At 75.5% G+C, this 3,017-nt stretch carries 3 protein-coding genes and 1 pseudogene; 2 read left to right on the forward strand and 2 right to left on the reverse strand.

The window, feature by feature from the left end:
* Window positions 1-744 (forward strand): annotated as a pseudogene (locus E2E34_RS35750) (serine/threonine protein kinase); the annotation flags it as partial.
* Between the two features lie 134 nt (window positions 745-878).
* Window positions 879-1,184: a DUF5955 family protein gene (locus E2E34_RS32955; protein ID WP_138905507.1), complete on the forward strand. Its 306-nt coding sequence runs from the start codon at window positions 879-881 to the stop codon at window positions 1,182-1,184.
* An 8-nt stretch (window positions 1,185-1,192) separates the two neighbouring features.
* Here the strand turns inward: E2E34_RS32955 and E2E34_RS32960 are convergent, their stop codons facing one another.
* Window positions 1,193-1,837 (reverse strand): response regulator, encoded by a 645-nt coding sequence (locus E2E34_RS32960; protein WP_138905508.1) that lies wholly within the window; start codon window positions 1,835-1,837, stop codon window positions 1,193-1,195.
* A partial coding sequence (locus tag E2E34_RS32965; protein WP_341870247.1) for a sensor histidine kinase occupies window positions 1,834-3,017 on the reverse strand: 1,184 nt, incomplete at its 5' end. The genes E2E34_RS32965 and E2E34_RS32960, both read right to left, overlap by 4 nt.

Consider the following 3,017-nt stretch of genomic DNA (forward strand, 5'->3'; position numbering starts at 1 on the left):
CCGCAGCCCCACCTCACACCGCCGCCGGCGTACGCCCACGCCTACGCCCCGACGCAGATGGCGGCGCACGCGCCGGCGTACCCCGCCCAGCCCCGGGCGGCGCGGCCCGCGAAGGGCGTGCTCGTGGCGCTCGCCGCCGTGCTGGTCCTCGGTGTGGCGGGCGGCGGCATGGCGTACGCGCTGCTCTCGGGCGAGGACGACGCGACGCGCGGCAGCGGCACGGCGCAGGGCGGGCCGGCCGCCGGGGGCGACGGCGCCGCGGCGAAGGACGCCCCGCCGAAGGACGCCGGCCCGAGCGCGTCCGCCCCCGAGGGCACCGCGCCGAAGCCCGGGGCCCTGCCCGACCCGGAGCCCGCCGACTACCGGGGGATCGACCTCACCGCGGGCTACCACCTGACGCTGGGGGACGACGCGGTCCGCCCGCAGCCGGGCGAGGACGGTTCGTACGAACTCTCCTACGACACCGGCGGCTACCTCGACTCGGAGAGCGAGGGCGGCACCCTGGTGCTGCTCGACCCGGGCCAGGAGGGTTCGCTCGCGGCCTGCCGTGCGGACACCCGGTTCACCGAGACCGTCTATGTGAACAAACTCTCGAAGGGGCGGCAGGTCTGCGTGACCACGGGATCGGGACACATGGGCCTGGTCACGGTGCGGGGCTTCTCCGCCGAGGACTCGCCCAGTACGTACCTGACGCTGGACCTGACGGTCTGGCGCAACGCCGTCAACGCCGGTTCGGACAGCTGAACGAGCCAAGTGGCGTACAGCCCTCCGTTTGGCGTTAACTGACCCCCGGCCCTCCGGGTACGCCGTCCGACCAACGGCGTACGGGGCTGAACCACTGGCAGGACCTGCACGTGGCTGTGCGAGGGGGAGAGACCTTGTTGAGAAGTGTGGAACAGGGGTGTGTGACCGGGGACGGCGAGGACCCGCGCGTGGCGGAGCTGCGTGCCGCCGTCTCGCACCTGCGCCGTGAACTGGCCGGGCACCCCGCGGAACTGCCCGACCGGGGCGTCGCGGAGGACGAGCTGGCGTCGCTGCACGCCATGGCGCTCGGCGGCGCGCCCGAGATCATGCGGCTGCGGCGTTCGCTGCTGCTGGTCGCGGGCTCGATCGGCTCGGTCAGCGCGCTGGCGGGGGCCCTGCGCCGGGTGCGCGACGCGATCGAACTCTTCGGCCGCGACTGACCGCCCCGTCAGCGCCGGATCAGCCGTCGCGCCGTCGCGGCCGCCACCGCCGACGTGCGCGAGTCCACGCCCAACTTGGCGTAGACGTGCACCAGATGGGACTTGACCGTCGCCTGGCTGAGGAACAGCTCCTTGCTGATCTGCTGGTTCGACAGACCGTCGCCGACCAGCTGGAGCACCTCGAGTTCGCGCCGGGTCAGCGCAGCGCGGGGCGTGCGCATCCGGTCCATCAGCCGGTGAGCCACGGCCGGCGCCAGCGCGGACCGGCCGGCCGCCGCCGTGCGCACCGCGGCCGAAAGCTCCTCCGGGGGCGCGTCCTTGAGCAGATAGCCGCTCGCGCCGGCCTCCACCGCCGCCAGGATGTCGGCGTCCGTGTCGTACGTCGTCAGCACCAGCACCCGGGGCGAGCCCGGCCGCGCCGTGATCGCGGCGGTGGCCTGTGACCCGTGCATCGTGCCGGGCCCGAACTGGAGATCCATCAGCACGACGTCGAAGTCGCCCGCCGCCGCCAGTTCCACCGCGCGCTCGGCCGTCGCCGCCTCCGCGACCACGAGGAAGCCCTCCTCGGTGTCGAGTACGGCGCGCAGACCCGCCCGTACGACGGGATGGTCGTCGGCCAGCAGCAGGCGGACCGGGGAGCCGGGGGCGCTCACGCGGGGCCTTCCGGCGGGAGGGGCAGCGTGATCGCCACCGCCGTGCCCCGGCCCGGCGCCGACTCCACGCTCAGCGTGCCGCCGAGCGTCCGGGCCCGCGCGCGCATCGCGGGCAGACCGAAGCCGCCGCCCGACCCGGGGCGCGGGGCGCTGGGATCGAAGCCCGCGCCGTCGTCCACGACGTCCAGCGCCACCGAGGTCTCCATGAAGCTGAGGGTGATCTCGGCGCGCGTCGCCGCCGCGTGCCGCACCGTGTTGGCGAGCGCGGACTGGGCGACGCGCAGCAGGGCCACCTCGTACGGAGTGGGCAGCCGCACCGGCGTACCGCTCACGCCGAACCGCACGGCGCATCCCGGCGTCGCCGCGCACAGCCGCTCCAGCGCCGCGGCCAGCGAATCGTGCTCCAGGCCGGGCGGCGTCAGGGCCCGTACGAAACGGCGCGCCTCGGCGAGATTGTCCTGCGCGGTCTCGCGGGCCTGCCGGACGTGGGCCGCCGCCGGGTCGCCGGCGGGCAGCACGCGTTCGGCTGCGCGCAGCAGCAGCTGGATGCTGGACAGGCCCTGGGCGAGTGTGTCGTGGATCTCGCGGGCCAGCCGCTCACGCTCGGCCAGCGTCCCGGCCGTCCGCTCGGCGGCGGCGAGGTCCTCCCGGGTGGCGAGCAGCTCGTCGATGAGCTCGCGGCGCCGCTCGCTCTCCCGGTACAGCGCCTGGTGGCCGAGGACCGTCGCCACGGCGACCGCGGCCCCCAGCAGCGGCCCGATGAACGTACCCGGCGTCACCGTCTGCCCGTGCAGGACGAAGCCGGCGACGGCGGCGGCGGCCGTCGCGGCTACGGCGGTCAGGCCCCAGCGCACCGGCAGCAGGTGCAGCTGGAGGAAGTACAGCGGGAACGCCGCCCACAGTCCGTCGGGCGACAGGGCCAGGAGTATCAGCCAGGCGAGGCCCAGCGCGGCGAGCCAGCCGGCGGCGGCCCGGGGCGAGCGGTCGACCGCGGGGCTCAGGGCTCCGACGGCGTACACGACGGCCGTCGTCAGGGCCGCGAGGACGACCGCGGTCGCGTGCGGGGCGTCGTCGGCCACGGCCTTCACGGCGGCGAGCGCGATCAGTCCGCCGAGCAGCGCGTGCAGGCACAGCCGCAGCGCGCGCAGGACGGGAGTGAGGGGGCGGGACGGGAAGGAAG

Source organism: Streptomyces albidochromogenes (assembly GCF_005981925.1).
In the GTDB taxonomy this organism is placed as follows: Bacteria; Actinomycetota; Actinomycetes; order Streptomycetales; family Streptomycetaceae; genus Streptomyces; species Streptomyces albidochromogenes.